At 50.4% G+C, this 24,231-nt stretch carries 28 protein-coding genes; 18 read left to right on the top strand and 10 right to left on the bottom strand.

Going from position 1 to position 24,231, the window contains the following annotated elements:
* Window positions 1–28: 28 nt before the first annotated feature.
* Both IEY46_RS37105 and IEY46_RS23950 read left to right on the top strand, forming a co-directional pair.
* Window positions 29–220, top strand: coding sequence for a bacteriocin-like WGxF protein (locus tag IEY46_RS37105; protein ID WP_188995785.1), 192 nt, complete (start codon window positions 29–31; stop codon window positions 218–220).
* Between the two features lie 274 nt (window positions 221–494).
* Window positions 495–1,373, top strand: a complete 879-nt coding sequence (locus tag IEY46_RS23950; protein ID WP_188996157.1) for an ROK family protein — start codon at window positions 495–497, stop codon at window positions 1,371–1,373.
* Between the two features lie 151 nt (window positions 1,374–1,524).
* Here IEY46_RS23950 and IEY46_RS23945 read toward each other — a convergent pair whose 3' ends face one another.
* Window positions 1,525–2,070 (bottom strand): superoxide dismutase family protein, encoded by a 546-nt coding sequence (locus IEY46_RS23945; protein ID WP_188995783.1) that lies wholly within the window; start codon window positions 2,068–2,070, stop codon window positions 1,525–1,527.
* A gap of 192 nt (window positions 2,071–2,262) precedes the next feature.
* Between IEY46_RS23945 and IEY46_RS23940 the strand changes: the two genes are divergently transcribed.
* The 5 genes from IEY46_RS23940 (at window position 2,263) to IEY46_RS23920 (ending at window position 6,510) form a co-directional block, all read left to right on the top strand.
* Window positions 2,263–3,093 carry a sugar phosphate isomerase/epimerase family protein gene (locus IEY46_RS23940; protein WP_188995781.1) on the top strand — a complete coding sequence of 277 codons (831 nt, stop codon included), beginning with the start codon at window positions 2,263–2,265 and terminating at the stop codon, window positions 3,091–3,093.
* The gene (locus tag IEY46_RS23935) at window positions 3,094–3,798 is read left to right on the top strand and encodes a response regulator transcription factor (protein ID WP_188995779.1); all 705 of its coding nucleotides are present in this window, start codon (window positions 3,094–3,096) and stop codon (window positions 3,796–3,798) included.
* A 104-nt stretch (window positions 3,799–3,902) separates the two neighbouring features.
* Window positions 3,903–4,820 (top strand): ABC transporter ATP-binding protein, encoded by a 918-nt coding sequence (locus tag IEY46_RS23930; protein WP_188995777.1) that lies wholly within the window; start codon window positions 3,903–3,905, stop codon window positions 4,818–4,820.
* Window positions 4,820–5,581, top strand: coding sequence for an ABC transporter permease (locus tag IEY46_RS23925; RefSeq protein ID WP_188995774.1), 762 nt, complete (start codon window positions 4,820–4,822; stop codon window positions 5,579–5,581). Before IEY46_RS23930 ends, IEY46_RS23925 begins: the two co-directional genes overlap by 1 nt.
* 26 nt (window positions 5,582–5,607) lie before the next feature.
* Window positions 5,608–6,510: a sensor histidine kinase gene (locus IEY46_RS23920; protein ID WP_188995772.1), complete on the top strand. Its 903-nt coding sequence runs from the start codon at window positions 5,608–5,610 to the stop codon at window positions 6,508–6,510.
* A gap of 109 nt (window positions 6,511–6,619) precedes the next feature.
* Here IEY46_RS23920 and IEY46_RS23915 read toward each other — a convergent pair whose 3' ends face one another.
* From IEY46_RS23915 to IEY46_RS23905, 3 genes are all read right to left on the bottom strand, one after another.
* Window positions 6,620–7,000 carry an ArsR/SmtB family transcription factor gene (locus tag IEY46_RS23915; protein WP_188995770.1) on the bottom strand — a complete coding sequence of 127 codons (381 nt, stop codon included), beginning with the start codon at window positions 6,998–7,000 and terminating at the stop codon, window positions 6,620–6,622.
* Complete coding sequence (locus IEY46_RS23910) at window positions 6,987–7,412, bottom strand: SRPBCC family protein (protein WP_188995768.1); 426 nt, start codon at window positions 7,410–7,412, stop codon at window positions 6,987–6,989. The genes IEY46_RS23915 and IEY46_RS23910 overlap by 14 nt, the downstream gene beginning before the upstream one ends.
* A 288-nt stretch (window positions 7,413–7,700) precedes the next feature.
* A complete protein-coding gene (locus IEY46_RS23905; RefSeq protein ID WP_188995766.1) occupies window positions 7,701–9,014 on the bottom strand; it encodes a hemolysin family protein in 1,314 nt (437 codons plus the stop codon).
* Window positions 9,015–9,240: 226 nt separating this feature from the next.
* Between IEY46_RS23905 and IEY46_RS23900 the strand changes: the two genes are divergently transcribed.
* The 3 genes from IEY46_RS23900 (at window position 9,241) to dgoD (ending at window position 12,002) form a co-directional block, all read left to right on the top strand.
* Entirely contained in the window at window positions 9,241–10,002 is a 762-nt protein-coding gene (locus IEY46_RS23900) for a DUF1836 domain-containing protein (RefSeq protein ID WP_188995764.1), read from the top strand.
* 53 nt (window positions 10,003–10,055) lie between these two features.
* Complete coding sequence (locus IEY46_RS23895; RefSeq protein WP_188995762.1) at window positions 10,056–10,721, top strand: FadR/GntR family transcriptional regulator; 666 nt, start codon at window positions 10,056–10,058, stop codon at window positions 10,719–10,721.
* Between the two features lie 132 nt (window positions 10,722–10,853).
* On the top strand, window positions 10,854–12,002 hold the full coding sequence (dgoD, locus tag IEY46_RS23890) for a galactonate dehydratase (RefSeq protein WP_188995759.1): 1,149 nt from the start codon (window positions 10,854–10,856) through the stop codon (window positions 12,000–12,002).
* Window positions 12,003–12,090: 88 nt separating this feature from the next.
* On the opposite strand, the gene IEY46_RS23885 is transcribed toward dgoD, so the two are convergent.
* The 3 genes from IEY46_RS23885 to IEY46_RS23875 form a co-directional block, all read right to left on the bottom strand.
* Window positions 12,091–13,278 carry an MFS transporter gene (locus IEY46_RS23885; protein ID WP_188995757.1) on the bottom strand — a complete coding sequence of 396 codons (1,188 nt, stop codon included), beginning with the start codon at window positions 13,276–13,278 and terminating at the stop codon, window positions 12,091–12,093.
* Window positions 13,279–13,544: 266 nt separating this feature from the next.
* On the bottom strand, window positions 13,545–14,927 hold the full coding sequence (locus IEY46_RS23880) for an S-layer homology domain-containing protein (protein WP_188995755.1): 1,383 nt from the start codon (window positions 14,925–14,927) through the stop codon (window positions 13,545–13,547).
* Between the two features lie 182 nt (window positions 14,928–15,109).
* Window positions 15,110–15,532, bottom strand: coding sequence for an Rrf2 family transcriptional regulator (locus IEY46_RS23875; RefSeq protein ID WP_188995753.1), 423 nt, complete (start codon window positions 15,530–15,532; stop codon window positions 15,110–15,112).
* 166 nt (window positions 15,533–15,698) lie between these two features.
* Here IEY46_RS23875 and IEY46_RS23870 point away from each other — a divergent pair, with 166 nt between their 5' ends.
* The 4 genes from IEY46_RS23870 to IEY46_RS23855 all read left to right on the top strand — a co-directional run bounded on the left by IEY46_RS23870 (window position 15,699) and on the right by IEY46_RS23855 (window position 18,452).
* Entirely contained in the window at window positions 15,699–16,337 is a 639-nt protein-coding gene (locus tag IEY46_RS23870; protein WP_188995751.1) for an NAD(P)-dependent oxidoreductase, read from the top strand.
* Window positions 16,338–16,374: 37 nt separating this feature from the next.
* The gene (locus tag IEY46_RS23865) at window positions 16,375–17,241 is read left to right on the top strand and encodes a VOC family protein (protein WP_188995748.1); all 867 of its coding nucleotides are present in this window, start codon (window positions 16,375–16,377) and stop codon (window positions 17,239–17,241) included.
* 209 nt (window positions 17,242–17,450) lie between these two features.
* Window positions 17,451–17,864, top strand: a complete 414-nt coding sequence (locus tag IEY46_RS23860; protein WP_188995746.1) for a hypothetical protein — start codon at window positions 17,451–17,453, stop codon at window positions 17,862–17,864.
* Window positions 17,865–17,978: 114 nt separating this feature from the next.
* Window positions 17,979–18,452, top strand: a complete 474-nt coding sequence (locus IEY46_RS23855) for a hypothetical protein (protein WP_188995744.1) — start codon at window positions 17,979–17,981, stop codon at window positions 18,450–18,452.
* Between the two features lie 71 nt (window positions 18,453–18,523).
* Here IEY46_RS23855 and IEY46_RS23850 read toward each other — a convergent pair whose 3' ends face one another.
* The 3 genes from IEY46_RS23850 to IEY46_RS23840 form a co-directional block, all read right to left on the bottom strand.
* Window positions 18,524–19,288, bottom strand: coding sequence for a MerR family transcriptional regulator (locus tag IEY46_RS23850; RefSeq protein WP_188995742.1), 765 nt, complete (start codon window positions 19,286–19,288; stop codon window positions 18,524–18,526).
* 95 nt (window positions 19,289–19,383) lie between these two features.
* A complete protein-coding gene (locus IEY46_RS23845; RefSeq protein ID WP_188995740.1) occupies window positions 19,384–20,499 on the bottom strand; it encodes a nucleotidyltransferase domain-containing protein in 1,116 nt (371 codons plus the stop codon).
* A 42-nt stretch (window positions 20,500–20,541) separates the two neighbouring features.
* Window positions 20,542–21,342 (bottom strand): class I SAM-dependent methyltransferase, encoded by an 801-nt coding sequence (locus IEY46_RS23840; protein ID WP_188995738.1) that lies wholly within the window; start codon window positions 21,340–21,342, stop codon window positions 20,542–20,544.
* Between the two features lie 178 nt (window positions 21,343–21,520).
* Here IEY46_RS23840 and IEY46_RS23835 point away from each other — a divergent pair, with 178 nt between their 5' ends.
* The 4 genes from IEY46_RS23835 (at window position 21,521) to lspA (ending at window position 24,219) form a co-directional block, all read left to right on the top strand.
* A complete protein-coding gene (locus IEY46_RS23835; RefSeq protein ID WP_188995736.1) occupies window positions 21,521–21,994 on the top strand; it encodes a GNAT family N-acetyltransferase in 474 nt (157 codons plus the stop codon).
* Between the two features lie 40 nt (window positions 21,995–22,034).
* Window positions 22,035–22,427, top strand: coding sequence for a ribosomal maturation YjgA family protein (locus IEY46_RS23830; protein ID WP_188996155.1), 393 nt, complete (start codon window positions 22,035–22,037; stop codon window positions 22,425–22,427).
* Complete coding sequence (locus IEY46_RS23825) at window positions 22,424–23,683, top strand: serine hydrolase domain-containing protein (protein WP_188995734.1); 1,260 nt, start codon at window positions 22,424–22,426, stop codon at window positions 23,681–23,683. Before IEY46_RS23830 ends, IEY46_RS23825 begins: the two co-directional genes overlap by 4 nt.
* A gap of 65 nt (window positions 23,684–23,748) precedes the next feature.
* On the top strand, window positions 23,749–24,219 hold the full coding sequence (lspA, locus tag IEY46_RS23820) for a signal peptidase II (RefSeq protein WP_229750489.1): 471 nt from the start codon (window positions 23,749–23,751) through the stop codon (window positions 24,217–24,219).
* The last annotated feature ends 12 nt before the right edge of the window (window positions 24,220–24,231 follow it).

Below are 24,231 nucleotides of genomic sequence, written 5' to 3'. Positions count from 1 at the left end.
TCCAACTGCTGTTAGGAGGATATTTATTATGATAAGAGCTTTAGGGTTTTCGATTGTGAACTGTTTATTATTTATTGTAGCTGGTATAATTCACCGAATCATGGTTCGGTATTTCGGTCTACCCATAAAGGATGTTCTTGTTTATTGGGGAGCTTTTGCAGGGATATTTTTCCTGGTATCATTTATTGCCTTATTAATCTTCAATCCTAAACGGTCATAAAATCGAGAATCTTGGCGGTTAAATATGTTAAGCAGCCTTAATCCGGTACTGAACCGGGTTAAGGTTGTTTATTTTCTGAAACGTCTGTGATTTAATACTTCATATATATATGGACGGGCTTAATCCATTGCTCCTCTGTTTCGAAGAGGAACATCCCGCTTGAATAGGAGCCAAAAAACCTCCCTGCATTGTCAAAGGGTTACCAGTCCTTTATTATGGTAGGTGGTAATTAAACTTATGAACGAATCAATACCCTATAATGGAGGACATTGAAATGCGCATCGGAGCAATAGAAGCAGGCGGAACGAAATTTGTATGCGGAATCGGCAATGAGCATGGGGACGTTGAGGAACGGGTCAGCTTTCCGACGGAAACGCCGGAGGTAACGCTTGCTAATGTCATTAATTATTTTCGTGATAAAAAGGTTGAGGCGATTGGCATCGGCACATTCGGGCCGATCGATATTGATCCTGCGAGCGCGACTTACGGGCATGTAACGACTACGCCGAAGCCGGGCTGGGGCGGATATGATTTTCTGGGTACGCTGAAGAAGGAGTTCGATGTTCCGTTCGGCTGGGACACGGATGTGAATGCGGCAGCGCTTGGAGAAGCCACATGGGGAGCAGCCAAAGGGCTCAGCAGCTGCGTGTATTATACGATCGGCACCGGTGTCGGCGTTGGCGTATACTCGGAAGGACGGCTGGTGCACGGCCTTGTCCATCCCGAGGGCGGACATGTACTGGTGCGCCGCCATCCAGAGGATACCTATGAGGGCTTCTGCCCGTATCACGGGGATTGTCTGGAAGGGATGGCCGCAGGTCCGGCTATTGAGAAACGCTGGAAAGTGAAAGCAAGCGAGCTTCCGGTGGATCATCCCGCATGGGCGATGGAAGCTTTCTATATCGCGCAAGCGATAGCTGGCACCATTCTCCTGCTGTCGCCTAAGAAAGTCATTCTTGGCGGCGGCGTCATGCATCAATTGCAGCTGTTCCCGCTGATTCATGAGCAAGTTCAGCGCAATCTGAATGGATATGTGAATCATCCCAGCGTCAAGGAAGGCATTGCGGATTATATCGTATCGCCCGGCCTTGGCGACAATGCCGGATTATGCGGTTCCGTGGCATTGGGGCTGGAAGCGCTCAAGCGCAGCTAGATCTTACACAGCTCTCCTGGACAAAGAAGCTGTCCCCAAGTCTTATAGAGTGGGAGTAATTCCATCCATAAGCGAAAGGACCTCATTACCCACAGATGGCGGGGGTGAGGTCCTTTTTTTTACATACATATAAAACTCCATCGGCCGGGTATTACTGGATGGCACCGCAAGCAATCCGGCCGCCGGAATTACCCGACGGGTCCGTAACATAATCATCGGCTTTCTCGTGAATGACGAGCGCTGTCCCGCCGGCTTTCAGCAGGGAATTGGCCGCATTTTTAGCCAGTGTAACGTTCTTGCTTTCCATATCGGCCTTCACTGTACCATCAGGTCCCACTTGGATATTCAGCAGGTCCCCGTCATGGAACCCTTTGGGGTTGTTGAATCCATGCTGCTTGTGAGTGGGATTCAGATGGGCGCCTGCTGAGGCGAAGTCAGGGGCTTCGCATTTGCCTGTTTCATGGAAGTGGATGCCGTGAATGCCGGGCGGGAGATTCTTCGCTTCGACATGCAGCAGAACGCCGTTATCTTTCGGGGTAATCAGTGCGGTCCCGATGGCTTCTCCCTTGCTGTTTATGATTTCTACGGTCACTTTGTCTTCCTTGGAGCTGGCATCAGCTGTCGGGTTGAGGAACATGGATCCGAGCAGAAAGAAGCCAAGCGCAGCCAGGCAGACGGACACGGCGGTTTTTTTCATTTGCATATAGTCCTCCTATTGGGTGTTTGTGATGATGATAGCATTTCCTATTTTCTTACAAACAAAACATGGAGGGATGTATTTTGTCGAATCCAGTCGCTATAACCTTACCGCCCATTGAACAAGGATATCCTTTTTAGCCGTGTTTATCTTATAATAGGAAGATCAGAAATATCCGAGGAGGTAGTGAATATGTTTCCATTTAAAACATCCTTAAACGCTTCCACGCTGTTTCCCTTTAATCTGTCCCTGCCGGATCAGATTCGGACGGCTGCGGAGGCGGGATATGAAGGAGTCGAGCTGTGGGTAGGCGAGATTGAAGCTTATTTGGAAGAGGGGGGGACAACGGCTGAGCTGAAGGCGCTGCTCGTAGATTCGGGCGTTTCCTTCGTCAACGCAATTGCCTTCTTCAAATGGGCTGATCAGGATCCGGGTGTGCGGGAAGCGGCCTTTGTGCAGGCAGAGCGGGAAATTCGCATGTTGGCCGAGCTTGGCTGCCAGGCGGTAGCTGCCCCTCCTTTTGGAGATGTGAAGGATGTTTCTCTCCATGACATGGCCGGATATTATGCCAGGCTGGTGAAGCTGGGACGAAGCCTGGGAGTCGAGCCCATTCTGGAGTTCTGGGGACGGGCGGACAAGCTCTCGCAGCTTGGTGAAGCACAGTCCATCATGGAGGCGAGCGGGTACACCGACGTTAAGGTGCTGTTGGATCCATTTCATATGTATACCGGAGGAAGCAGTGTGGATGGTCTGGCGAAGCTGGAAGGCGAGCAAATCGGCATCTTCCATGCCAATGATTATCCTGCTGTTCCGCCGCGCGAGACGATTGCCGACGCAGACCGGGTCTTCCCGGGGGAAGGCATCGCGCCAAGCAAGGAAATAGCCCGTATCCTCTATGCCAGCGGTTACCGCGGTTACGTTTCCTTGGAACTTTTCATAACGGATTTCGGGGATTTGAGCGCATTGGATGTTGCCAGGAAAGGCCTCATGGCCTTGAAAGATACGTATCAGGTAGAGGATTAAATGGTGCTTACAGATAAAAAAATTCATATTCTGGTCGTGGAAGATGATAACGATATTAATCAGCTCTTATGCAATATTATTAGGAGAAACGGTTATTTGCCGCAGCCTGCCTATTCCGGAACGGAAGCCGTGCTGTATCTGGACAAGCAGGAATGGGATATGGTGCTGTTGGACATGATGCTTCCGGGCCTTGGCGGCGAGGAGCTGCTGGACCGCATCCAGATGACTGGCCCAATTCCAGTGATCGTGATTTCGGCCAAGGAGGAATCGCGGACCAAGGTTGCGATGCTGCGGCGAGGTGCGGATGACTACATTACGAAGCCCTTCGACATTGACGAAGTGTCCGCAAGGATCGATTCCCACCTGCGCAGGTACAGACGCGGAACTCCGGCTGAGGGCAAAGAGCAGCTTCTGCAATTCAAGTCAATCCGACTGGATCAAGAGGCGAAGTCCGTTTCGCTGGGCGATACGGTCTTGACTCTGACGGCCAGGGAATATGAGATATTGGCTCTCTTGATGTCCTCTCCGAAGAAAGTGTTTACCAAGGCGAACGTATATGAAAGCGTATGGGGAGAAGAGTTTTTTGGTGATGACAATACGATTAACGTCCATATAAGCAATTTGCGCAGCAAGCTTGCCAAAGCAAGTCCCGACGAGGAATTTATCGAGACCTTGTGGGGAATGGGCTATCGTCTCAAGCCATAATCGGCCCTTGGCGGCATCTTAAGCTTTTCTTAAGGATTGTCTTTAACTCCTCTTATGTTTTCGCTTCTATATTTAACTTATGACCTAAGAGGAGGCCACGAGAAATGAGTGAATATGTGCTCCAAACCCATAATTTGACCAAAAGCTTCAAGGGCAGCAAAGCGCTGGACAATGTAAACCTGACGATCAGGAAAGGATCCATATATGGCTTTATCGGCCAAAATGGAGCGGGAAAATCGACACTCATCCGTATTGCGGCAGGACTTGCTTTTCCGACTGCCGGTACGGTTGAATTGTTCGGGGAAACCGGAGGAACCGGCCTTGTTGCCGCGCGCAAACGGATCGGATCGATTATTGAAAGCCCGGCATTGTTTCCTCAAATGACGGCGTACGAGAATGTGGAGGCGAACCGGCTTCTGCGCGGGATTCCGGGAAAGGATAGCGTGCGCAAGGTGCTTGAAATCGTCGGGCTTGAGGGGACCGGCAGAAAAAAGGCGAAGAACTTCTCGCTCGGGATGAAACAGCGGCTGGGTCTGGCGATTTCGCTTCTGGGCGATCCGGAATTTCTGATTCTTGACGAACCGACCAACGGGCTGGATCCCATGGGCGTCGTTGAAATGAGAGAGCTGCTCAAACGGCTCAACAGCGAAAGAGGCATTACAATTCTCATATCCAGCCATATTCTGAGCGAGCTGTACCTGCTGGCCAGCCATTACGGGATTATTCATCATGGAGAGCTGCTGGAGCAGCTGACGGTCAAGGAACTCAATGAGAAATGCCAGCAATATGTGCACATCAAGGTGGATGAGCCGGCCAAGGCGGCCTCGGTCATCCAGAACAAGCTGGATACAACCGATTTTGAAGTAATGCCAGGCGGAGTCATCCGGTTGTATGCGCACCTCGGGCATCCCGGCAAGGTCTCGACAACGCTTGCCGCTTCGGGGCTTGAAATTCAGGAGTTTATGCCGATGGGCGAAGACCTGGAAAGCTTCTTCACGAAGCGGATCGGGGGTGCATGGTAATGAGCAATCTCATTCTGGCGGAATTGTACAAGCTCCGGAAAGACCGTTCATTCCGGATGTTGATTTACCTGGTGCTCCTGATAGCGGCAGCTTATCCGATTATTAATTATATCGATAATCAGTACGATGGAGACGCGGCCGTAAGCGGTGCGGAATTTTTCCTGAGCAGCGTGGATGCGAATGTTTATATTATTAAATTCGGATTGTCCATCCTGGCAGGGTTCTTCATCTCCAGCGAATATTCGACCGGTGTCATGAAGACCATTGCATCTTCAGGCAGCAGCAGAAGCCGGATTTTCTCGGCCAAGCTCATTGGTTTTACGGCGGGGTCCATGATCCTTTCCCTGGTCTTCCCCGTTGTCAGTACGCTGGTAGCTTCCTTGCTCTCCAGCTTCGGCGAGCTGCCTGTAGACAACGCTGCCGGTTTTCTCTTGCGCACATTGGGCTTGACGCTTCTCTATGCAGCGGGCTTTGCAGCTATAGCCGCTTTCTTCTCCACGATTTTTACAGACAGCGGCAAGACGATTGGTTTCCTCCTCATATTTTTTATTATGATTGATTCCATTCTGGTTGGCCTGGGCAGTTTTATGCCATTCTTTATGGATGTATATGACCATTCGGTGTTCAAGCTGATGCTAGATATCGTCAAACCGCAGCTGGAGGGCAGAGAGCTTGTAAACATTCTGCTGACTCCCGTGCTGACGATGATTGTGATGGGGATTCTCGGTGTTCTGGTTTACCGGAGAAAAGAAATTAAATAGTCAGGCGGAAAGGCGGATGGGGAAACATGCTATTTATAACGATACTTTCAGTTATAACGGCGGCGTTTCTTCTGATCCGCCTTTTGCTTGTGACCAGAGAGCTGAAACGGATGGCAAGCCAGCTCCGGCAATACAACAACGGCGGGACAGCGAAGAAAATAGACCTGACCTACTTTGACCGGCAGATCGAATCGCTTGCAGCAGAAGTCAACCGCCAGTCGGATCTGGTGGTGGAGGCCCAAGCACAACAAAGGCGCACCGAGAATGAGCTCAGACAGGCCGTCGCTAACATTTCCCATGATATCCGAACGCCGCTCACGTCGATTTTCGGTTATATTCAGCTCCTAGAATCCGATGAATTAACCCTTGAAGAGAAACAGACCTATGTCCTTGTCGTAAAAAACCGCACCAAGCGGCTCCAAGGGCTGCTGAATGATTTTTTTGAGCTGTCGGTCATTGAGTCACCCGATTACCCGATGAAGACAGAAAGGCTGCGATTGAATAACTTGCTTCCGGACATTGTCATGGGATTGTTCGACCGGTTTGAGGAACAGCGCATCACACCGCTGCTTCAACTGCCCGAGTCTGAGGTTGTTATCTATGCGGATGAATCGGCAGTGAGGCGGGTGGCGGAAAATTTGCTCTTGAATACAATCAAGCATACGAGCGGCGAAGTGCGGATCAGCCTTAGCAAAAGACCGGATACGGTCATGTTAACCATCGCCAATGAAGCGAAGGATTTGGCGGGGAACGATCTGAATAGGCTGTTCGACCGTTTCTATACGGCGGATCAGACAAGATCAGGCGAAGGAACGGGACTTGGGCTATCCATAGCCCGCAGTTTGATGATGAAGATGAACGGGAGCCTGAGCGCCGAGCTGCAAGGACAAGAGCTGGTCATGATCTGCAAATGGAAACTAAACAAATAGCGACATCCCTGCCACGTCTTCACCAGATGGGGGGCTGGCTGCCTGGGCGAAAAGAAGAACCTTGCCCGTTATCTGTCAAACGGAGCAAGGTTCTTTATCCTACCGGTTGTTATTTTTCTTCTGATTTCCCCAAAAGCGGAAGGTCGCCTGGCGAATGGTCTTCCTCCACATAACGCCGGAGCGCGGACATTTTGTTGTCCCAGTACCGCTCGTAATAAGCGAGCCATCGCTTCAGCTCCAGCAGCGGTTCGGGATCAAGCCGGTAGCGGGTCTCCCGGCCGACCTTGCGCTCGCGCAGCAGACCGGCATCCGTCAGAATGCGAAGATGCTTGGATACCGCTGTCCGGGTCATGGGATAATGGCCGGTGATGCTGTTGACGGGAAGCTCCTTGCCGTCCAGAAGCATCAGCATACTGCGGCGGGTGGGATCGGCTATCGCCTGGAAAACATCGTGCTTCGGTTCGGATGCGGCCGCATCACGCTTCGACATATTTGCCCAAAGCGACAGTAAGGCCGGCCCAGCCTTGAGCCATATTCTCGCGAATTTGCGTATGGGATTGGCCGAATTCGGTAACCTTGTCCGCATCCCAGCCGGAATGAATGAGCGTGATTTCCGTCTTGCCTGCCAGATCTGTTAGCTCGAAGGTCAGCGACCAGTCCTTGCCCCAGTTGAAGGACAGACGGTTTGGCGGATCGATTTCCGTCACCTTGCAGGGGGATTGGCCAAAGGGACCGGCTTCCAGATGAAATTCATAGCCTGCCTCCGGTTTGAAATTATTGGGCATAAACCAGGCGGCGATTCCTTCCGATGTGGCGACGGCGTCCCAAACCTTCTGAATAGGTGCGTTAAATACATGTGTCTGCCGGATATCCGGCAGCGTGTCTGGCGTGTTATTATCCATGATTAGCCTCCGATTATATGATTTGGGCAAGCTGCTTTGCTTATAGTGTGCTCCCTGTTTGTATTTGTTTAGGAAACCAAATGGTTTCCTAATTGATATTATAGGACACCATTTCGTTTCTTGTCAACCAAGATGTGAACTTGGAGCAAGCCGTGGACTGAAGTGATACCCGGAATAGCTTGCCTACGGCACCGGATGAAATGCGTGATCCAACGGCTGCAAGCGCAAAAAAAGACAACCGCCGCAGCGTTATCCCTGCAGGTGGTTGTCTTACGCATTTTCGTTCTTTTATAGGGATGCTCCTTCAACGAGCTGCGAACCGGCCAAGTGATGAATTTCGATTCTCAAAATCCGTTGTTTGACTTTCTCGCGGATAATAAAGCTCAGATCCTCGAATCGCCATTCTATATTTTCCTTGAGTTCAGGCTGCCTGCTGTACAGCCAGCCTCCGATGGAATCGACATCGTCATGCTCAAGATCGGTTCCCAGAAGCCGGTTGATCTCTGTTATGAGTACAACGCCCTCCACCAAATACCGGTTTTCACCAAGGGGTTCAATTTCTTTCTTCTCGTCGCTGTCGAATTCATCGCGAATTTCGCCGACAATTTCCTCAATGATATCCTCAATCGTAATTAGCCCTGAGGTACCTCCATATTCATCGACCAGAAGGGCGATATGGACGCGTTCCTTTTGCATTTTTTTAAGGAGGCTGTCTACGGGCATGACCTCGGGAATCGTCATCACCGGCTGCAGCAGCGTACTGAAGTCAAAGGAAGGATTATTGTCATACTTCAGGAAGAACTGTTTTGTATTAATAGTTCCGATAATCTGATCTTTATTATCCATAGCGACAGGGAAACGGGTATATTGTTCTTTTTTGATAATGGCAAGATTCTCGGAAAGGGATTTGTTTGCATATAAACACACCATATCGGTACGCGGAATCATAATTTCCCGGGCGAGCAGGTCATCAAAGGCGAAGATCCGGTTTACATAACCATATTCCGCTTTGTTGATTTTGCCGCTCTGATAGCTGTCCGAGAGAATAATGCGGATTTCTTCTTCTGAATGCGCCTCTTCATGCTCGCTGGCGGGTTTCATTCCGAACAGACGGACAAGTCCGTTGGCCGAGCCGTTCAACAGCCAGATGAAAGGGTACATGATTTTATAGAAAATAATAATCAGAGGAGCTACGATCACTGTAATCTGCTCTGCTTTTTGGATGGCTAACGTTTTAGGCGCCAGTTCACCGATGACTACATGAAGGTAAGTCATAACGGCAAGCGCAATAATCATGGAGAGGATATGGCTCAAGCTGTCTCCAATTGCCAATTGGCTAAATACGGGATGAAGCAGCTTCTCCACCGTTGGTTCACCGAGCCAGCCGAGACCCAGAGCGGTAATGGTAATACCAAGCTGACAAGCGGACAAGTAGGCATCCAGGTGGGTGGTAACTTTTTGTACGGCCAAAGCATTTTTCTTGCCCTCCAGCACCATCTGATCGACACGGCTTCCGCGCAGCTTGATAATGGCGAATTCGGTGGCAACGAAGAATGCCGTGAGAATAATCAGCAAAGCGATTAAAACAAAATTTAGAGCCATAACGACCTTCCCTCTTTTGAGTAATTCTTATTAGTGGTTCTTAAGAACTTATTCTACAGGGATTTTACATAAACTACAAAGTCATGAATCGCCCATTTTAGCGGATATAGGTCTGATTTCGATGGCTTATCAGGCAAAAGAAGGTCCGCACCTTGACTTTAACGCTTTGACACATCCGCAAGTCAGTTTTATGATAAGTTCATAAGAACGATTCGAGGTGTGAGGCATGCAAACATTAACGTTTACCCGCAAGGAGATGGCTGAGCTCCTTCTTTCTATAAATAAACAATCCGCGCGGTCGCCGCTTTCCATCATCCAGGAAACCTGGAGATCGCATATCCAAAGAGAAAAAGACCAGGGGATTTCCATGTCCGCTTTTGTTTCTACTGCCCTGCCCCCCGTGATGGAGCGGATGATCAAGTCCGATATGAACCCGGCATTATCCCTACATGATATCGTATCCTTGGGATCGCAAATTGAGTACACCCATTTTTCCGCAACATCGGTACAGAACTGGGTAAAACGGGATTTTAAAGATTTTATCGGCTTGGCTGAAGAAGGGAAAAAATATTCCCTGCAGCAGGCATCGCTGTTTTTTATTATTGAGGATTTGCGGTCGGCACTGGATTACGAGGCCATCCGCAAGCTGTTCGAAATCGTGTTTCCCGTCACCGGCACTGATGGCAGGCATCCGCAGCTGCTATGCCCGTTGAACTTTTATGCCGCTTATGCCGAGCTGTTTGAGGAGCTTGATGGGCATTACCGGGCTTATGAAGGAGAGCGGAACGACCTGATTTCCAAATGGGATCAAATGATCGGCAAGCTGACCGGCGAGTTCGTAGCCGGCCTGCCGGGCTTTGCAGAAGAACAAAGGGATGCGCTGCAAAATGCGCTCCATGTCGCGCTCATTTCCGTGCATACGTCTTGCTTTCATTCGCTTGCGAGGCGTTACCTGAATGGCATGGTCTTTATGAATACATTGAAATGAAATAGCGGACAGCAGTTGAAAAAAAGGAATTTTGCGGGTGGAGAGCGTGAAGCATGAAGAAGAAGCTGATCTATGAAGTAGTTTATGATGAAATCAAACGGCGGATCGAGCAGGAAATCTGGAAGCCCGGCGATCGTTTGCCGACGCTTGCGGAAATCTCGGAGGAGCTTCAGGTAGGCATCTCATCCGTCCGGGAAGCCGTAAGGATACTCGGCAAGCAGAAGATTCTGACGGTCGAGCAGGGAAGAGGCACGTTCATCAGCAATCAGATTTCGGACAATCCGAACGGTTATCTGGCCGCGATGGAGCGGGCTTCCTGGATGCAGCTGACCGAGGCGCGTCTGGTTATGGAGCCGGAGCTTGCGGCTCTGGCGGCGGAGAAAGCCTCCATGGCAGACAAGGAGGCCATCTTGAAAAGCGCCGAAGCGATGCAGCGCAAGGTGAAGGCCGGCAAGCCTTTTCTCAAGGAGGATATTGAGTTTCACGAGCTGATTGCCAAAGCCTCGAACAACGACATTCTGATTCATATGATAAATATGGTCGGCGACGTGCTGCTGGACAGCAGGCGCCATACGATGCGGATTCCGGGCATGAACGAGAAAGCCTCGTCTTACCATTATTTGATCGCGCAGGCGATTATGCAGAGCCACCCACAGCAGGCCCGGGAGCTGATGAGACTGCATCTGATCGATATGCGCGATGAATGGACGGCTGAATAACGGATCGTCACGGGCTCATTTCCCACGAGGAAATGAGTTTTTTTTAATACCCGATTATAGGTATACAACCATTATTCATATGATGTATATTATAAATATGATAATTCATCCTATGATATGGGGGCTGATCTAATGAAAATTCATTCTATGGAACTGTTCAAAGTACCGCCGCGGTGGCTGTTTCTCAAAATCACAACCGATGACGGCATTACCGGTTGGGGAGAGCCGATCGTGGAAGGGCGCGCGGAAACGGTGCGTGCGGCGGTAGAGGAATTGAGCGAATACTTGATCGGCAAGGAAGCGGGCAATATTGAAGATTTATGGCAGGTCATGTACCGCGGCGGATTCTACCGGGGCGGTCCGATTCTGACCAGCGCGATGTCGGGAATCGAGCAGGCCTTATGGGACATTAAAGGCAAGCGGCTTGGCGTGCCTGTCTACGAGCTGCTTGGCGGCGCGGTGCGCGAGAAGATGAAGGTGTATGCCTGGATCGGAGGCGACCGGCCGGCTGATACGGCGTTGGACGCTCGCGCCAAGCTGGAAGAGGGTTATACCGCCATCAAGATGAACGGAACGTCGGATATGGAATGGATCGACTCCTATGACAAGGTGGAAGAGGCGGTAGCGCGCATTGCTGCGATTCGCGATGCGGTCGGCTACAAACTGGGGGTGGGTATCGATTTTCACGGCAGGGTGCATAAGGGGATGGCCAAAATTCTGGTCAAGGAGCTTGAGCCCTTTAAGCCGATGTTTATTGAAGAGCCCGTGCTGCCGGAGAACAACGAAGCGCTGGCGGAAATCGCCAGATACAGCACCATTCCGATTGCCACGGGAGAGCGGATGTATACGCGCTGGGGCTTCAAGCAGCTGCTGTCCTCCGGCGGCGTTGATATCATTCAGCCGGATCTGAGTCACGCCGGAGGCATATGGGAGACACGCAAGATCGCAGCGATGGCAGAAGCCTACGATGTGGCGGTGGCGCCGCATTGCCCGCTTGGGCCCATTGCGCTGGCGGCCTCGCTGCAGCTGGATTTCTGCACGCCTAACGCGTTTATCCAGGAACAGAGTCTCGGCATCCATTATAACGAAGGCTCCGATCTGCTTGATTATTTGGCAGATCCGGGTGTTTTTGAATATAAGGACGGTTATGTGGCCCGGCTGGATCAGCCCGGGCTTGGCATTGAAGTCAATGAGGAGAAGGTCAGGGAAATGGCCAAGATCGGCCATAACTGGAAGAATCCCGTCTGGCGCAGCGCCGACGGCGTAATCGCGGAATGGTAAGCGGATTATCTTAAACAAGAAGAGAGCGCCCTTTGGCATTTATGCCAGGCGCTCTCTTCTTTCTTGGTACCGGTTGTTGGTCGGTGCGTCAAACCGTATTTCCAAGCGCCGATTTGGACTGCATCCGGTGATGAAGGACATAATAGACGACACCCGAGAGAATAACCAGCAAGCCGGCGATGCGGTACATCATATTATAATGGGTATGCTGGGCAATTACGCCAAGCACGTACGAGCCGATGCCGTAGCCCAGATCGAACATCAGGAAGAAGGTGCCTGTCGCAAGTCCGGTGCGGCCGACGGGAGCTGCGCGGAGCGCCAGGGTCTGGAAGCAGGGAATAATTGCGCCGTGGCCGAGTCCGATAATGGCCCCCGAGATCAGGAAGACGACTGGAGAATGAGCGCTGGCGAGAACGAGCATGCCGATAATGAACAGGGCAATCCCGGGATAAGCCAGCACATGCTCGCCGTAACGGTCGAATATTTTCCCGATAAGTGGACGGGGCAGCACAATCATAACGGCAAAGCAAATAAAGAAATAGCTGGCCACCTCGGTGAGATTGATTTCTTTGGCATAAACGGAAATAAAAGAGGTCAGCGAGCTGTATGAAAACGCGAGCACGAATCCGGCAAGAGAGACCGGGAGCGCCTTGACTTCAACGATCATGGACCAGCTTAATCCGCCAGCCGGCTTGTTATTAACTGCCGCCTCCTTGGGTGCTTCCTTTGCCAGAAAACCGAAGAGCAGGGAAAAGGCGGTCAAAACGCTGCAGACGATAAAAAGCATCGTATAGCTGGTCTGATGGATCAGAGTGAGCCCGAGGAAAGGTCCAATAACCATAGCCAGGCTCATGAACATGCTGAAGTATCCGATTCCTTCCCCTTTGCGCTCAGCGGGTATGAGCTCGGAAGCCATAGCTCCGGTCATCGTGGAGGACATTCCGTAGCTACCGCCGTGAATAGCTCGGAGCACGAGCAGCAGAAGCAGACTGTGAATGGCGGGGTACAGCAGCGTGCTGGCAAAAAATAAAGCGAGCGCCAGAACGGTTGCTTTCTTGCCATAGCGGTCAACCCATTGCCCGGCAAAGGGACGCATGATCACAGCTGCAAGGACATAGATGGTAATGACAAGTCCCATCTGCTGGCCGCTGGCGGACAAACGTTCCGACACATATTGGGGAAGCGTAGTGGCAAGCATGTAGAAATTAATAAAAATAAAAAAACTGCTGAGACAGATGGCCACGAAATCCCGTGTCCAAATTTTATGATGGTTCATGTTGTGTGACTCCCTTTCAAGCTTATTCAAGCCTATACGGCATATCCGCTCTAAGAAATCCGCAGGTGAGACTGGACCTGTCCTGGCAGCAAATCTTATAGTTGGATTTATACAATCAACCTATTATGAAAGCTTACGCTGAATATGCAATGATGAAATTGATTCAATGTTAACATAATTTCGGTTTGCGCTGGCTGCTTATGTTATACAACAAACATCCCGCCAGCTGCCAAGACAGGCAGCCGGCGGGATGGAATGAGAGGTGCTTATTTGAAATCCTCGCCGCTCAAATAGCTGAAGAACGGACGGTCCACCCAGAACGTTGACGTTGTAATGTCGATCGCCGGAGCAATCGACTTGAACCCATTGACGATCTCCCCGGATTGGCTGTTCAGCGAGAAAGACTGCGCATAATAGTAGCCGCTGCCGAAAATCTTGTTATTGGTAATGACGTCGTAATGATCGAGCTCGGTTTGGGAATAATATAGCGGCTGCCACCAGGAACCGGCAATCAGCCCGGACTGGTTCTCGCTGTCTTTCTTGGCATATGCGAGCACGATGGGCTGGAATCTTTCTTTGTCGGCGGCGGAGTTGAACTCAAAAGAAATATCATATTCCTTCGCGGAAGCGATATAGTTGCCGTTATCCAGCTTTTTGTAATGATTGTCCAGGTCCGGCTCAGGCTCGCCCCACTCCAGCAAATGAACAAAAGCGGAGGTTTTTGGCTCGAACTGTACCTTCGCCTGCAAGCCTTCGCTGCGCAGCAAGCCGGTCAGTTGGACTGCATGCTTGATATCGGAATGTCCGTAAGTGATCGTAAGCGAATCGATGAAATTCGGGTTATAACGGGCATCTTTCAGGTTATAGCCTGTAACGAGTCCTTGCTCCAGGGCTCCGTTCACAACCGACTCCAATTCCGGGGCTTCGATTACATCCGAGGCGTTATAGGCGTCAATCAGTTTCATATAAATATCCGGATCATTTACCCGTCCAATGTAGTGCTCATAGAGACCTTTCGTTGCCAACACCTGTCCGAGCAGTTCTTCAAGGAACGTCTTTGACGCGGCAGTACCCGGCTTCAACTGATTATACAGGGAAGGCGGTACAAGGCCGGAATCCACGGCAGCAGCGACTTCCTGCGCGGCGGAAAGCGACTGGAACGCATCTATTGTCAAATGAAGCTTGTCCAGAGCGGCAGCGGTCTTGGCTTCGGGGTATGTATACGCCAGTTCCTTCAAATCCGCTGCTTTCAAGGCGATAAATACGGCCTGAAAAACACTTAAGGGTTGATCAGGATGAATGTCGGAGCCGGTTAAAATCCCTCTCTGACTCAATGCAGCAGCTGCATCGTAATATGGGCTCGCTTCTTCTACGTCACTGAATGTGACGGCATCAGCAGTCGGCTGATATTGAAGAACAAGAGCAAGGTCATTAATGAATTGCCCCTTTGTGGTAGAAGCAGCAAGGGTCAGGCCGAATTTCTCCTGCAGGAACAAGGGGTAGTGGTTGGAGGAACCGATGATTACGGCTGGTTCTCCTGCTGCCGGAACCGCTTCGGCTGCTGCGGAGACGAGTGGTACGGCTGCGAATAAGGACAAGGATAATGCGGCAGCAGACAACCATTTCGGAAAAGAAACCTGTTTGAACATATAGACGCCTCCTAAAGTTTTCAATTTCATATAACTTATAATTCCGAGCGATTTATAGGGAATATTTTATCGATTCTATCATTAGAAAAAAACGATTGTCAATATAAAAACAGCATAAGCGCAGAAAAAACGGATGCACCCGTCTGGGAGCGAACCGTTTCTTCTTCGTAAAGGATAGAAATTCAGAGCTTTTGCACATTCGCGGCGATATCCGCAATGGTCACCGCCGCCAGCTCCGCTTTCATCGCATTTTGGGCTCTTGTGAAGGAATCCTCAAGCGCAGTTTGAATATTCTTGCCGACGAAGCATTGGGGATTGGTATTCTCATGAAAAGAGAACAGTCCCTCCTGATTGGAAAGCTCCACCGCGCAATAGACATCGGCCAATGTAATATCCGATGCCGGCCTTAACAGGCTTGCGCCGGGGATCCCCGGTGTTGTGGCGATAATGCCCGCTTTATTTAATAATCCCATGAGGCGCCTGACCACAACGGGATTGGTATTGACGCTGCCCGCGATGTAATCGGAAGTGATTCTTTTTCCTTCATGGGTCTCAATTAATACGAGTATGTGGACAGCTACAGCCAGCCGGCTGCTAATCGCCATGGAAAACACCTCATTTCTTCTTCCTCATCGTCTAACATCGCACTTGAATTGTCAACGGAAGATAAGCAGACAATAAAAGTAATTGACATCCTAACCTGTAACAACTATAGTTACAACTATACCAATGATTCATAAAATCATCAACCATAGATGGAGGAGATTGACCATGAAGATAGCCATAATCGGAGCTGGCGGCAAAGCCGGCAATGCGATTCTGCAGGAAGCACTGGAGCGGGGGCACGAAGTTACCGCGATCGTAAGAAATCCTTTCAAAATAACCGACGAGCGCGTATCTGTCGTACAGAAGGATCTATTTGATCTCACCCGCGGGGATTTGACTGGCCATGATGTTGTCGTCAATGCTTATGCGGCTCCGGCCGGTGAGGAGCATCTTCATGTAGATGCTGGTAATGTTCTGATTGCGGCGCTTAAAGGAGCTGCGCAGACCCGGCTGATTGTAGTCGGGGGAGCTGGCAGCCTGTATGTGGATGAAGCGAAAACGGCGCGTGTCATGGATACCCCCGGTTTCCCGCCGGAATATTTCCCTACCGCTTCAAATCAAGGGAAGAATCTAGACATTCTGAAGAAGACGGAGCAGCTTCATTGGACATTTGTCAGTCCTTCCGCTATGTTTGCTCTGGGCCGCAGAACCGGCTCTTACCAATCGGGCAAGGATCAGCTGCTTGTCAACTCCTCCGGCGAAAGCTATATCAGCTATGAAGATTACGCCGTTGCCATCTTGGACGAAATCGAACATCCACAACACCGGAACGAACGCTTTACCGTTGTGTCCGAATCCAAATAAACCATGTCGTTAACTAAATTTTGCAGGGGTGATTATAATGCCGAATGCCATTAATCGGGAAACGGGGATCGGGCTTGTCAAACTAAGAGTAAGCGATCTGAAGCGGTCAATTACGTTTTATGAGGACGTGGTCGGCCTCAAGCTGATTCAGGAAAGCAACGGATCGGCGGAGCTGTCGGTAGAGGGCGCTGGCCCCTTGCTGATATTGGAGGAAATGAAAGGGGCTGTTCTGCGCCCACGCAGGTCTGGAGCAGGTTTATACCATTTTGCCATTCTGCTGCCTGACCGCAAATCGCTGGGTTTATCTCTGCGCAATCTGGTCCGCACGGGCATTCATATCGGCCAGGCCGATCATCTTGTGAGCGAGGCGCTCTATATAGCGGACCCGGATAATAACGGTATTGAAATCTACCGCGACCGTCCGCGGGGAGAATGGCAGCGCGACGCTGAAGGCCAATATATTATGGCGGTTGATCCGATCGATTGGGACGGACTGCTTACCGAGGCTGGCGATGAACCCTGGAGCGGTTTGCCAGCAGGGACTATAATCGGGCATATTCATTTGCATGTGTCGGATTTGACGGCGACACGCCGTTTCTACCACGACGTACTGGGATTTGATATCACCTCGCGTATGGGCGATGCGGCTATGTTCGTATCGGCGGGCGGCTACCATCATCATATCGGACTGAATACATGGGCTGGCGCCGGCGCTCCGCTTACCCCCAAGGACGCGGCTGGTTTGTCTTATTATGTGATCGAGCTTCCGGATCAAGCTGCCCTTCAAGAGGTCCTGGACCGCTTGAAGGCGGAAGGATATCCAGCGGAACCGGTCGAAGCCGGCACTTTTGCTGTGCTTGATCCAAGCGGTATTGAAATTCATTTAGCAGCATTTCATAATTAGGGAAAATCAATTAAATGATGAGATGGATTCGGTTAAAAAATAAATCCTATTAAGAATGAGGAGCTACCTGCAGGCATTGCCACTGCATGGAGCTCTTTTTTATCCCTGACCGGGAATGAAATCTAGTATCATTTGGAAGTTCTTCTGGTTATCAGTTACTATAAAAGCAGAGCTGAACCGAAAGATTTATTTCTAAAGGGGGAGTGGGGATGAAGAAGATTGTTCTGACGCTGTTCATGGTTCTGGTTCTTGCAGCGGGATGCACAACCGAACCGGATATTAATCTCAATGACATCAGCACGGTTATCGCAGATAAAGGCGTAGAGCTGCTGGAAGAGAATGAGGAAATGAACCGTTTTGTCCTGGAAGGCTTGAAGGCTACCACTTACATGCTCGACAACGGCGAAGCGATCTCCATCTACCTCTTCCGCTCCGTGAAGAAACGCGAGCAGGGACTTGCGGATTTCAACAAACAAAAAGAAAAATACGATATGCAGATCCCGGCAATATTTGAAGTGAAGAATGCCCTTATTTTTTACTGGTACAAAGGTCCGTCAACGCAACCGGGGCAGTATGACGCCAATATTAAGGAAGCCGTCCAGGCTCTGTACGTTTCCGGCTAACGATCCTGCATAAATTTACATAATGCCTGATGTCCGTAAAAAGCGACCAAAAAAGATAAACAGATACGAATGATATGGACTAAAGGGCTTTAAACTGATAAGGGAAGTGGTACAATGCTGGAACGGTCTTTAGTCACATTGGAAGAAATGATTCTGGAAGCGGAGCTGTTTCAATCCGTTTACCCGGATTTAATAGGGGAAATCGACCGGGGCGAGGTAGCGCATGGCAAGTTGAATGAATTTCAGCTGATGCAGGCGGTGGCTCATGCGAAGAATGGGTTGGGTGTTCTCAGCTTTGAGCGGCGGCAGGTCATCAATGCTGTTTTTGACACGTTCATATCCATTTACCGCAAGGATGGAAGAGGAATAGCGGAGCGCTGGGCAAAACAGTCCTTCGGCTGCTACAGCAGCAGCGAGATGATGAAGTCGGAGGATATGTCGGATATTGTATCGAAAATCGATGAACTGTCCCGGATTATTCAGGGCAAGGAATCCGAGCTGCTCCAGCTTTACCGGGAGCTCAACATGCTGCAGAGATACCTGGCGCAGGAGCAGGGGCTCCAGCCGAATTCTTCGTTGGACGTTTAACCGTATAGATGGATAACCGTAAACGGGCCATACCCGCCGTCCCTTCAGGGACGGCGGGTATGGCCCGTTATTTAGGGTTTCATGCCGGTGTAGATGAGGACAGCATCTCTCAGGAATTCTGCCGTTCCCGGTTTTTCGGCATCATAATAGGCTTTGAACCGCTCATCGTCCACATACATTTGCGCAATCCCCGCATGGGCTTCCTTGCTGTACTGGCTCGAATGATAAGACAGCCACTGCTTGTGCAGGTCCGCTGCTTTCTGGGCGGATTCACTGGCCGGATCGCCATCCTTGAACGCTTCGGCGAGCGCTGCCTTTACCTCGCCTTCAAGGCGCGTCACTTCATCATACTGCTCCTGGGTCATGCCCATAAGCTTACGGTTGGATTGATCCATTGCATCGTCTCCGAATTTTTGCCGGATTTCTTCCCCGTACTGTTTTTCGTTGTCGTTCACCAACTGCTGCTTGAAGCCTTCGAATTTCTGCTGGTTGGTCATTGTTGTTCTCCCTTCTGCCGCGGCTATTGTATGCTCGACGTTCGTTATGAGCACGTCAAGCTGCTTGCGTCTGTCAAGGAGCTGCGCATAATGGGACCTCAGAGCCCGGGCGCTGTCAAAAGAAGGAGCGGTCACGATTTCTCCAATTTTATCCAGCGGGAAACCAAGCTCGCGGAAGAACAGGATTTGCTGCAGCAGGTCCACCTCCTCCTGGCCGTAGATCCGGTAGCCGGACGAGTTGATCCGCGCTGGCTTCAGGATCCCGATCTCGTCATAATAACGGAGCGTTCTCGTGCTGATGCCCGCAAGCTTTCCCAGCTTCTGTACGGTATATTCCATGGTTTCGCCTCCTGACAGTTATAACGATACAGCTTTACGCAGCGTCAATGTCAAACGTTTTTTTGTGGAGAAACCACATATAATTTAAGCAAACTCTACTCCTGCCGGTTTCTCAAATATTCCTCAAATTGAGTCAGATTTTCAAAAGAATGAATCACGACTCCCTGTTCCAGGAGGTGGCGTTTGAGAAGCGCGTCAAGTCGCTCCACGGCTTCCTGAAGCGGAATCAGATTGCCGGGGTCAAGAAGGGGAAGCAGATTCGGGAAACCCGCCTGATAATAAATGGCCTGATAGGCAAGGCTTGGATCCAACGTGACGGGCCAGCAGCCTTTTTCCGCGTAATAAAGAAAACGGGCAATTTCGTCCTGCGCGCCTGCAGCCCAAAAAAAGGCGGAGGGATAATCGTTTTTTTCACTCGCTGTTACGATTTTGTCCAGAATGCCCTTTACCTCTTCATAGAAACCTTTCATTCTGTCCGGATAGGAAGGGGCGCTGGCATACGCTTCTTTTTGCTTCATCAATAATTCAAGTGTATCCGCTGTAAGCTGCTCGCATGCTTCCCGAATTTCCTGACCTGCTTGAGCGTACATGATGGTGTTCAAAAGCGTTTCCAGACGAGCCGGCTTTAGCTGGAAATTCAAGATCTGTTCCGTATTTTTGCCCCAACCTTTTGTGAAATACGTCCGGTTGAGCAGCGCGAGGGCATAAAGCACCTTCGTCAATACGCCATGCGCTTCAGTCCGGAAGAACGTGATATCCTCCAGGTTACCGGTGCGGTTCATTTTATATAAATGGACGTAGGCCTCCCGCAGCTGCGCCTCCGACCGCTCCGCCAGTGTCAGTCCCTGCCGGGGCATGTCGGCGATGGTATCGCGCAGCTTGAGAAACCGTGCCCGGTCCTCATCCGAGCGGACATACAGAAGAATGCAATCGGCGATAATCGAGACGTTCTGCTCTTGAAATGCCGCCATCCGTTCCGCCCGTTCCCAGCTGATGGGCCAAAAATCAAAGCTGATGCCGTTTAGCACAAACTGAATGCTCGCGTTATACCCCTTGGGTGTGGCTGGAATGAAAAAGAAGTCCAGGTCCGACCGGCTTGTAGCCGTCCCTTGGGCGTATGAGCCGTAATAAGCGACTAAAGCGATATCTTCTGAGTATCGGGCTCGAACATGATCCACCAGCGAATGGGCAACATCGAGTATGTTTTTCATTTAGGATCCCCCTTGTGGAACACGACCGTGCAATTCCCCTCATTATTTAACCGCATGAATCGATAACCATTGCGGAAGAGCCGCCAGAGGGTTTGATTGCCAATTGCAAAGCTCATCAAGCTCTTGTTTGGAGAGTGAAGCTCCGTCCTCTTTGGATTCATCCACCCAAAATGAGCCATCCTCAGCGTACATTTCTTCCATATGCGATACGCATAGAGACGAGGAAGTTATTGCATTCATAATATCCTGTATACGCCATTTGAAGGTCGGTACTTCGCCGAAAGGTCCTGTTGAGTCGTAGGGCTTCACGACATTTATTTTCTCAGCTGCTTGGATTCCAAACGGCCGCATAAATGGATGAATGTCAAACATGATGTAGGATCCATTGTTTTTAAGTATCCGGTAGATATTTTGATACATGGCATGTAAATCATTAATCCATACATGAACACCGTTTGAAGTATAAACAAAATCAAATGCATCACTTTTAATGCTGTCCAACTTCATGGTGTCAGCGCATATGAACTCAATATTCCAGCCCTGCTTTTGCGCGATGACCGAGCTGTTTTCCAATTGTTTCTCTGAAATGTCGCATGAGGTCACGTTTGCGCCCATTAAATGAAAAGCGAATACGGCGTGGTTGTCGCCGCTTGAAGGAACACATACCCGTTTGCCGTGCAAATCCGGGAAGGCGTTTTTAATCATTGCAAACACAGCAGGATGAAAAGCGGATTCAGGCCGATTGATTATTTTTGAAATGGCTTCATCTGTTCTATATCTGCGGTACCATGTTTCAGACCACTGATTCCAATTGTGTTTGATGATATCGGAATAATTGTCCATTGTCTTACAGCCCCCTCTACTAAAGATCCATGGCGGACACCATAATTGTATCATTAAAGTTTATCCGCGCTGCATAATCGATTATGATAAGAATAGATATTCGTAGGAACAGGAGGCGATTAGGATCGGAAATGGGACAAAACTGGTTGCACCCTCACTGGACTACCGTGATGAGTACATGGCATTTTATGAGGACTGGCTTGCAAGCGGCGAAGATATGGTGCCTTGGGTCATAGAGAAGGAACCTTATGATTTTGAGGCGATGATCGAATTCCTGTATGCACAGGACAGCGAAGACAAGCCGATCCCTGCAGGGCGGGTGCCTCACTCGACATATTGGCTAATGAACGAGGAGCAGAAGCTTGTCGGTGCCGTCAATATCCGCCATCGGCTGAACGGGAAGCTGCTCAGCAGCGGCGGGCATATCGGTTACGGCATCCGCCCTTCGGAAAGGCGCAAAGGTTATGCGGGAGCCATCCTGACGGAAGCGCTGAACATAACGAGAGCGCTTGGCTTAAGCAAAGTGCTGGTGGTTTGCGATCAGGGCAATATCGGCTCGGAGAAAACCATCATCAAGTATGGCGGACAGCTGGAATCCGAATTTACGGAAGACAATGGCAATGTGGTCCGGCGATTCTGGATTGAGCTGTAGATTGCAAGCAAGTGATTCATGAGAATAGTTGGTGCAAGCTATGATGACAAGGATGTATTACCTGGTAACGGTTCTGATCGTGATGATACTGGGCATCAGCTCCAGATCGTTTGCCGAATCGCTGCCTGTGTTTGTCTCCAGCCATTTTGGCGATGCTTTATGGGCCGGCATGATTTATTTCGGCTTCCGTTTCCTGTGGGTGCATGCAAGCTTGCGGCGGGCTCTCGCGTTGAGTCTGATTTTCTGCTTCGCCATTGAGTTCAGCCAGCTGTATCAGGCGGGTTGGATCAATGATATCCGCAGCACGCTGCTAGGCGGCTTGATCCTGGGAAAAGGATTTCTGGCCGTGGATTTAATCCGATATAGCGCCGGCATTCTGATTTCGTACGGGGCAGACTGGTATGTTCGGATGAAGGGGAGCGATCCAATATGAATTTGTGTGCGATTGTGCAAAATTATATGAACGCTTATATGGAGTTGTGGCCGTTCTCCGGGTCCATTCTTGTCGTAAAGAACGGCGAGATTGTTGCAGATGAAGCGTACGGCCAGGCATGTATTGAATGGCAGGTGCCCAATCAGCCGGGCACGCGTTATGGTTTGGCATCGGTATCCAAGCAATTTACCGCTTTCGCGATTATGCAGCTGGCGGACCAGGGAAGGATTGACCTGGACCATGCTGTCAATCATTATCTCCCTGATGAGCTCAAGCTTGATGACCGGATTACAGCGCATCATCTCCTGTCGCATACTTCCGGACTACCCGTCTTTCATGGTCTTCACGAGACCTTCTACGGAAAAGACGACAAAACAAATTATGACCGAAGCCAATATATGCGTTTATTCCAGGACCGGCCGCTGCGGTTTGCGCCGGGGACGAGCTATGAATATAGCAATGCCGGATACAGCATGCTGGCTTATTTGGTCGAGGAGGTCAGCGGCCGCGGATTTAAGGAATACCTTGATCAAGCTATATTTCAGCCGCTCGGCATGCTGGATACGGTTCTGGATGACGGGATGGAGCTGCTGAAGAACAAAGCCTTCGGCTACTGCATGAACGGGGAGCGGATTGTGCGCGGGGAATACCACGATCTGGCTTACAGTATGGGAGCGGGCGGCCTGGTCTCTAATACTGCGGACCTTTACCGCTGGCATCAAGGATTGAAGAACCGCGCCTTGCTCGGCGGGGACATGTATGACCGCTTTTTTCAGGAAAACCGCAGCGGGTATTGCTACGGATTATTTAAAGACCACTTCCTGGGAAAATCAAGATTTCAGCATGATGGCGCTTATCTGGGAATAGGTGCTTATATGCAAAATTTTTTTGAAGAGGACAGCTGTGTAATCGTCCTTTGCAATTATGATTTTGTGAATGTTTTTCAAGTGGGCAATGCCCTGAGCAGGCTGATCCTCGGCGGAGAAGCGGATATTCCCCGCATGCCTGCGGAAATCGTTCTCGATGAAGAGCTGGCGCGGAAATACGAAGGGGTATATATTAAAGACCGGGTCGAGCTGAGAAGAGTGGAAGGCCGCTGGGAATTTGTTTATTTGGGCCGGTTTCGCAGACCGCTTTATCCTACCGGCAGCCACCAGTTCCATAGCACCTGGCTGGATCACGGCTACACGTTGACGGTATGCGAGGATGGCGGGTTCACGTTTCTGGGCTATCGGAAGGAAGAGGATAACCTGTAACGGATCTGCAGCCGCCCCGCACAGGATACTGCAGCGGGCTTCCAGCCTCACGCTAAGAAATGGAGATGAACAAATTGCTGTTCTATATGCTTGCAGCATTGGTTATTGCAGCCGATCAGCTGTCCAAAATAGTCGTTCGCGCAGTTATGGAGCTCGGTCAGACGATTCCGGTCTCACGGGGCCTTCTGCAATTCACGTATTACGAAAATAGCGGTGCAGCCTTCAGTTCCTTCCAGGGGCTTGGCCGATATTTTGTCCTTGTTGCTTTGGGGCTGGCCCTCGCTGTACTTTATTACCGCCGCAAAGGGGAGCTGCGCGGAACGGCAATGGATGTCATTACCGGTTTGCTGGTGGGCGGGGCGCTGGGAAATGCCATCGACCGTGTCATCTTCAATCAGGTAACGGATTTTATTGTACTCGGCAAAGGGGGAGGCAGCATGAATGTGGCGGATATCGCCATCACGCTAAGTGCCTTGCTCATTGCGATCCGGCTCGTTTTCCAGAAAATAACCCCACGGTCGCTGAATCGGGGATAATCTGATATTCTG

The organism is Paenibacillus nasutitermitis, assembly GCF_014641075.1.
GTDB classification, from domain to species: Bacteria; Bacillota; Bacilli; order Paenibacillales; family Paenibacillaceae; genus Paenibacillus_Z; species Paenibacillus_Z nasutitermitis.
The sequence above is the reverse complement of the archived record's forward strand: the minus strand, read 5'-3'. Positions and strand labels throughout refer to the sequence as shown.